Raw genomic sequence first — 6,743 nt, 5'->3', positions numbered from 1 at the left:
ATAGTTTCATAGAGTTACGGCGGCTATAGCGGTGGGGAAACGCCCGGTCCCATTCCGAACCCGGAAGCTAAGGCCACCAGCGCCGATGGTACTGCACTCGACAGGGTGTGGGAGAGTAGGACACCGCCGGAACATCCTTTCCCTCAGGCCCCCAACTTCGGTTGGGGGCCTGAGGCGTTTCTATGGGCATATCGATAGGGTGGCTTGGCCGGCGAATTCGAGCCGGTACGGAGGAGGGGAATTCGTGACGAACCCGTACGACGCCAACAAGGGCGGATACCCGAACGGACTGTCCAAGGAACCACCGGCTGCCGATCCGGTTGATGCCGGCGCGGGCGACGCAGGGGGTGTGATTGCGAGCGATCCGGGCGCCACGGTTGTCGTGAATCCCGCACCGGGTGCAAGCTATCCGCCTGCTGTACCCAGCCATCCATATCCGGCTGCACCGCATGGACACCCCCAGTCGGCTGCGGGACCGAGCTATCCCGCCGTCCCACCCGCGAATCCGTATGCGCCTGCGCCGTACGGATATTCCGCGCCACCGCCGAACTATCCGGGCCCGCCGCCGGGTTACGGGCAGACGCCTGGCTACGCGCCGCTGCCGCCTACCCGGCGCGCGCCGGTCGGTTTGATCATCGCGGCCATCGTCGGATCGGTGGTCGTCCTCGTTGCTGGTTTCGGTCTGAAGGCGTTCGCGGCCTCCAAGGGCAGTGAGGACACAGGGCCGCTTGCGTATCCGGCCGTCGGAACCTGCATCGACCATCACGGTGGTGACGTCATGCACGAATCCATCCCGGCCTTGGACTGCGCCAATCCGGCTGCGACGAAGAGGATCGTGGCCTCCGAGATCGTCACCGACACCGATAGGGAGGTCGAGTGCACCGACATTCAGAGCCTCATCATCACGACCGGAAAACACCACGGTGACGTCGTAACCGCACATACATGCGCCGCACCCAACGTGATAGTCGGACACTGCTATCAGGCGTCGGTCAACGATTTCACCTACGACCCGGCATGCACCGACGGATCCGCCCGGTTCGACCGGGTGGTCCGCGGTGTCCAGGACACCGAGCAATGCAAGACGCCGACCGAGGACGTCGGCCGCCAGATGGACATGGTCATTCTCGGCAAATTCCACTTCGTCAACAAAGAAGAGAACGCCACCTACTGTTTCGCGCTTCCGGACTGACAGAGCCGGTCGCACCGAGGCCGGTCGAGCCCGAGCGTGCGCGCCCCCTACACTCGTCCCGGTGCGCCTCGTGATTGCTCGCTGTCAGGTCGACTACGTCGGTCGGCTCACCGCTCATCTGCCGATGGCCCGCAGGCTGTTGATGATGAAAGCGGATGGGTCGGTGCTGGTGCATTCCGACGGTGGGTCCTACAAGCCGTTGAACTGGATGAGTCCGCCCTGCTGGCTGGAGGAGCGTGACGGCGACGGGGCGGGGGCGCTGTGGGTGGTCACCAACAAGGCCGGCGAGGAATTGCGGATCACCGTCGAGGAGATCGAGCACGACTCCAAGCATGAGCTCGGGGTGGACCCCGGTCTGGTGAAAGACGGTGTGGAGGCTCATCTTCAGGAGCTGCTGGCCGAGCACGTGCAAACGCTCGGTGCGGGCTACACGCTGATCCGTCGGGAGTACATGACCGCGATCGGCCCGGTCGATCTGCTGTGTCGTGACGCCGACGGTGCGACCGTGGCGGTGGAGATCAAGCGGCGCGGTGAGATCGACGGCGTCGAGCAGCTCACCCGCTATCTCGAACTGCTCAACCGTGATCCGCTGCTTGCCCCGGTCGCCGGTGTGTTCGCGGCACAGCAGATCAAGCCGCAGGCGCGCACGCTCGCCGAGGACCGCGGAATCCGGTGCCTGACCCTGGATTACAACGCCCTGCGCGGCACGGAGAGCAACGAGTTCCGGCTCTTCTAAGCTGGAGCCATGCCTCGCCGTAAACCGCGCTCAGAGCGCCGGACGGACTCACCGTCCGGGCGCCCGCTCGGCGATGTGTTCGGGCGTACCGAGTCAGGGCCAGGCGATGAGACGTACGTGGTGCGCACGATCCCTGGCACGCGGGCGAACAAGACCTACCGGTGCCCCGGCTGCGATCACGAGATCGTGCCGGGTGTCGCGCATGTCGTCGCCTGGCCCGCCTACGGCGGCGAGGACGACCGCAGGCACTGGCATCGCGGCTGCTGGAACGGCCGACGCACCCGCGGCATCACCCGCCGCTGGTCCTGAACCTGCTCCGCATACGAGGAAGGCCGCCCCCGTAGGGACGGCCTTCGGTGCTGATGGTGTTCTGTCGCCGCGCGGGCCCGAGGTCAGTTGCTGATCTCGGCGTTCTCACGCTCTTCGTCGAGGGCCTCGTCGTCGTCCGGCGTGACCTCCGGGATCGCCTTGGTGCGCGAACCCGTGACGGACTTGGTGCCGCCGCCGCTGATCGACTTGCGCTGCTGATCCGGCACACCGTCGAGCAGTTCGCTCTCCCGGTTGACCGCCGCGAGCATCGCGGGCACCGAATCCAGCTGGCCACGGATGCCGAGCAGCTGGGCGAGGACCCGGCCGCGCAGCACGCGCATCTCTTCGGCCAGTTCCTTGGCGTGCGCGATCTTGCGCTCGCTGGTCTGGGTGGCCGAGGTGATGAGGCGGTTGGCCTCGTCGGTGGCGTCCTTGATCCGCTGGGCGGCCTCGGCGCGGCTGGTGGCCTCCAGCTCCTCCATGGCGCGGGTGAGCTTGGTGCGCCGCTCGGCCATGGTGACTTCGAAGTCCTGCTGGGTGGCCTTGCGCTTGGCGTCGGCTTCCTTACCGAGGCGGTCGGCCTCGGCCTGGGCGGCCTCGATGATCTTGGCCGACTCGGTGCGCGCGTTCGCCAGCGTTTGCTCGAACTCGATTTCGAGCGCCTCGCGCTTTTCCTTGGTCTCGGCGAGCAGCGACTCGTACTTGCCACGCATCTCGGTGGCCTGCTGCTCGGCGATCGACACCATCTCCGCGGCCTCGGCCTGCGCCAGCGCGCGGACCTCGGACGCCTCATCGGAGGCCAGTCGCAGCATGCGGGAAATACGGTCGCTCATGCCTTCCGCGGTGGTCGGCGGCACGGACAGCCGGTCGACCTCCTTGCGGAGCTCATCGATCTCATCGCGTGCGTCCTCGAGCTGGCTCGCAAGGTTACGAGCCTGCGCGGCGGCGGCATCACGATCGGTGGCGGTGACCCTCAGTTCGGCATCGAAGCGGTCGAAATAGTTACGCACCTCGTCTTGCGCATAACCCTTGCGCACAACAGTGAAGGGCAGTGCAACGAAGCGATTGCGATCGGACTCAGGTGACGACATGGGCAACAAACTACAGGCTGTGTGGGGTAGATGGTGAGTCGACCGGGAATGTCATCGAGACGAGATCTTCCGGCCCGATCTTGGTACTAGTGCGTAACATTCGGGTTCGGCTCGACCAACTCCACCAGCACACCACCAGCATCCTTCGGGTGGATGAAATTGATGCTGGACCCGGCGGTCCCGGCGCGCGGCGCGTCGTAGAGCAAACGTAGTCCGCGGCTGCGTAGATGTGCCGAAACCGCCTCGATATCGGTGACCCGGTAGGCCAGCTGCTGCAAGCCTGGTCCGCTGCGCTCGATGAACTTGGCGATAGTGGAGGTCTCGTCGAGCGGGGCCAGCAACTGCAAGGCAGTCGCGTCGTCGGCGGCGGCCGGGCACGACAGCATGGCCTCCTGCACGCCCTGCGCCTCGTTCACCTCGCGGTGGGTCTCCACCATGCCGAGAGCGGCGGTGTACCAGGCGACGGCGGCGTCGAGATCGGGCACCGCGATGCCGACATGATCGACGGCGACCACGTAGTCCGCGGGGATGAATTCGTTCGAGGCGTCAGTAGTGCTCACGCTTCGAACGTAGCGCGTACCTGCGCGGGGTGGTCGAGGCCGGACCCGCTACCGTTGAGTACGAGGCCGTCGTCGCGCCATGTGGATCGTGTGCGCGGACAGGGTCTGATCCACGAATGCAGTGAACTGAGAAGGCGAGGCTCGTCGTGACCAACTCCGTGATCGTGTCCGGTGCGCGTACCCCGGTCGGACGTCTGCTCGGCGGCCTGAAGGGCTTCAGCGGTTCGGATCTCGGCGGTTTCGCCATCAAGGCGGCGCTGGAGAAGGCCGGTGTGCGCGGCGACCAGGTGGACTACGTGATCATGGGTCAGGTGCTGACCGCGGGCGCGGGCCAGATCCCGGCCCGGCAGGCGGCCGTCGCCGGTGGTATTCCGATGGATGTGCCCGCGCTGACGCTGAACAAGGTGTGTCTGTCCGGCATCAACGCCATCGCGCTCGCCGATCAGCTGATCCGCGCCGGTGAGTACGACATCGTCGTCGCCGGTGGTCAGGAGTCGATGAGCCAGGCGCCGCATCTGCTGGAGAAGAGCCGTGAGGGCTTCAAGTACGGCGATGTGACGATGCGCGATCATATGGCTTTCGACGGCCTGTACGACATCTTCACCGACCAGGCGATGGGTGCGCTCACCGAGACCCGCAACGATTCCGCGCCGATCAGCCGCGCGGAGCAGGACGCGTTCGCGGCGGCCTCGCACCAGCGTGCGGCCGCGGCGTGGAAGAACGGCGTGTTCGACGACGAGGTCGTCCCGGTGGCGGTGCCGCAGCGCAAGGGCGACCCGATCATGATCACCGAGGACGAGGGCATCCGCGCCGACACCACCGTCGAATCGCTGGGCAAGCTGCGTCCCGCGTTCCGTAAGGACGGCACCATCACCGCGGGTTCGGCCTCGCAGATCTCCGACGGCGCCGCCGCGGTCGTGGTGATGAGCAAGGCCAAGGCCGAGGAACTGGGCCTGAGCTGGATCGCCGAGATCGGCGCCACCGGTGTGGTGGCGGGGCCGGATTCGACCTTGCAGGATCAGCCCGCCAACGCCATCGCCAAGGCGTGCGCGAAGGCCGGTATCGAGCCGTCGGAGCTGGACCTGGTGGAGATCAACGAGGCGTTCGCCGCGGTCGGTATCGCCTCCACCAGCAAGCTGGGTATCGATCCCGCGAAGGTGAATGTCAACGGTGGCGCCATCGCCATCGGCCACCCGCTCGGTATGTCGGGCGCGCGCATCGTGCTGCACCTGGCGCTGGAGCTGAAGCGCCGCGGTGGCGGGGTCGGTGCGGCCGCGCTGTGCGGCGGCGGTGGTCAGGGTGACGCGCTGATCATCAAGGTGTAGATCCGATGCACCGGTGTGCCCGGCCGGGCACACCGCCACGGCGAGATTCGGGCTCGGCCGGTCGCCGTCGGTGCGGGAGTGAGTGGGGTTATCACGCTGTGCACCTGCGCGCGGTTCGCGGATGGACTGCGACGGTGTCCGGTGTCCGATCTGCCCCATGTGACCGGTTCAACTACGACCGGTCGTAGTGCATACGGCACAATGGGGGCCATGGGTTCTTACGATCTGCGTACCGTCACGGGCAGGTTCCGGTTCTTCGCCATCCTCGAGGCGGTGTCGTGGGCCGGCCTGCTGATCGGCATGGCGTTCAAGTACATCCCCGACCCGGGTAACGAGATCGGCGTGAAGATCTTCGGCCCGGTGCACGGCGGCATCTTCATCCTGTTCCTGCTGAGCGCGCTGCTGGCCTCGCGTGAGCTGAACTGGAACTGGAAGACCACCGTGCTCGCGCTGGCCTCCAGCATTCCGCCGTTCTGCACGGTGATCTTCGAAATCTGGGCGGTGCGTACCGGCAAGCTGGAGCAGCCGGTCGCCGCGAGCCAAGCCCCGGCCCCCGCACGCGTGTCTTCGTGACAAACTGGATGCCGTGACTCGACCAGCCGCTCGTCGTCCTTCGCCAGCCGTAGCCGCCGCCATGTCCGGCGCGGTGGATCTGTCCAGCCTGAAGCAGCCGCCCGCCGGTGCGGCGCCCGAAGGCGGATACACGGTGACCGAGGCCGACTTCGAAACCAAGGTGCTTCGGCGTTCGACCCAGGTGCCCGTGGTGGTGGCGCTGTACTCGCAGCGCAGCCCAGGCAGCGTCGAACTGGTACAGCTGCTGGAGCGGCTGGCCGGTGAAGGCGATGGCAGCTGGGATCTGGCGACCGTCGAGGCCGAGAGCAATATGCGCATTGCGCAGGCCTTCGGGGTGCAGGGCATTCCGACGGTGATCGCCGTCGCCGGTGGTCAGCCGCTGGCCGACTTCCAGGGCGTGCAGCCGGAGCCGCAAGTGCGGCAGTGGCTCGGGGCCGTGGTCGACGCGGTCGCGGGCAAGCTCGAAGGCGGCGAAGGCGCGCCGGAACAGCAGCCTGCGGAGGATCCGCGGTTCACCATGGCCGAGGCCCTGCTCGAGCAGGGTGATCTGGCCGGTGCGGAATCGGCTTATGAGTCGATCCTGGAAGCCGAGCCGAACAATGTCGAGGCCAAGGCCGCTGTGCGGCAGGTCCGCTTCCTCGGCCGCGCCCAGCAGCTGCCCGATTCGGCGATCGCCACCGCCGACGCCGATCCCGGCAATGTGGACGCCCAGCTCGACGCCGCCGATATCGAGCTGTTCCACCAGCGTCCCGAGGCCGCGTTCGACCGGTTGATCGGCGTGGTCAAGCGCACCGCGGGCGATGACCGCACCAAGGTCCGCACCCGGCTGCTGGAACTGTTCGAGCTGTTCGATCAGGCCGAACCGTTCGTGGTGGCCGCGCGCCGCAAGCTGGCCGCCGCGCTGTATTGATTTGCGGCGCCTGCGGCGCCGCGTGTTCGCGGCCCCTTGGGGTCTCG

At 66.9% G+C, this 6,743-nt stretch carries 8 protein-coding genes and 1 rRNA gene; 7 read left to right on the top strand and 2 right to left on the bottom strand.

The window, feature by feature from the left end; all coding sequences use genetic code 11:
• The first annotated feature begins 15 nt into the window (after positions 1 to 15).
• The 4 genes from rrf (at position 16) to QH168_RS17675 (ending at position 2,237) form a co-directional block, all read left to right on the top strand.
• Positions 16 to 132, top strand: a 5S ribosomal RNA gene (gene rrf / locus QH168_RS17690).
• A 112-nt stretch (positions 133 to 244) separates the two neighbouring features.
• The gene (locus tag QH168_RS17685; protein ID WP_280235772.1) at positions 245 to 1,192 is read left to right on the top strand and encodes a hypothetical protein; all 948 of its coding nucleotides are present in this window, start codon (positions 245 to 247) and stop codon (positions 1,190 to 1,192) included.
• Between the two features lie 61 nt (positions 1,193 to 1,253).
• Entirely contained in the window at positions 1,254 to 1,928 is a 675-nt protein-coding gene (nucS, locus tag QH168_RS17680) for an endonuclease NucS (protein ID WP_280235771.1), read from the top strand.
• Between the two features lie 9 nt (positions 1,929 to 1,937).
• Positions 1,938 to 2,237: an ATP/GTP-binding protein gene (locus QH168_RS17675; protein WP_280235770.1), complete on the top strand. Its 300-nt coding sequence runs from the start codon at positions 1,938 to 1,940 to the stop codon at positions 2,235 to 2,237.
• 83 nt (positions 2,238 to 2,320) lie between these two features.
• Here the strand turns inward: QH168_RS17675 and QH168_RS17670 are convergent, their stop codons facing one another.
• Together QH168_RS17670 and mce are read right to left on the bottom strand one after the other, a co-directional pair.
• Entirely contained in the window at positions 2,321 to 3,328 is a 1,008-nt protein-coding gene (locus QH168_RS17670) for a hypothetical protein (RefSeq protein WP_280235769.1), read from the bottom strand.
• An 86-nt stretch (positions 3,329 to 3,414) separates the two neighbouring features.
• Entirely contained in the window at positions 3,415 to 3,888 is a 474-nt protein-coding gene (gene mce / locus QH168_RS17665; protein ID WP_280235768.1) for a methylmalonyl-CoA epimerase, read from the bottom strand.
• 146 nt (positions 3,889 to 4,034) lie between these two features.
• On the opposite strand from mce, the gene QH168_RS17660 reads away from it, so the two are divergent.
• The 3 genes from QH168_RS17660 (at position 4,035) to QH168_RS17650 (ending at position 6,696) form a co-directional block, all read left to right on the top strand.
• Positions 4,035 to 5,213: an acetyl-CoA C-acetyltransferase gene (locus QH168_RS17660; protein ID WP_280235767.1), complete on the top strand. Its 1,179-nt coding sequence runs from the start codon at positions 4,035 to 4,037 to the stop codon at positions 5,211 to 5,213.
• A gap of 201 nt (positions 5,214 to 5,414) precedes the next feature.
• Positions 5,415 to 5,786: a DUF3817 domain-containing protein gene (locus QH168_RS17655; protein ID WP_432421125.1), complete on the top strand. Its 372-nt coding sequence runs from the start codon at positions 5,415 to 5,417 to the stop codon at positions 5,784 to 5,786.
• Positions 5,787 to 5,847: 61 nt separating this feature from the next.
• A complete protein-coding gene (locus QH168_RS17650) occupies positions 5,848 to 6,696 on the top strand; it encodes a tetratricopeptide repeat protein (RefSeq protein ID WP_280235788.1) in 849 nt (282 codons plus the stop codon).
• Positions 6,697 to 6,743: the final 47 nt, after the last annotated feature.

It is taken from the genome of Nocardia cyriacigeorgica (assembly GCF_029868385.1).
Lineage (GTDB): Bacteria > Actinomycetota > Actinomycetes > Mycobacteriales > Mycobacteriaceae > Nocardia > Nocardia cyriacigeorgica_F.
The sequence above is the reverse complement of the archived record's forward strand: the minus strand, read 5'-3'. Positions and strand labels throughout refer to the sequence as shown.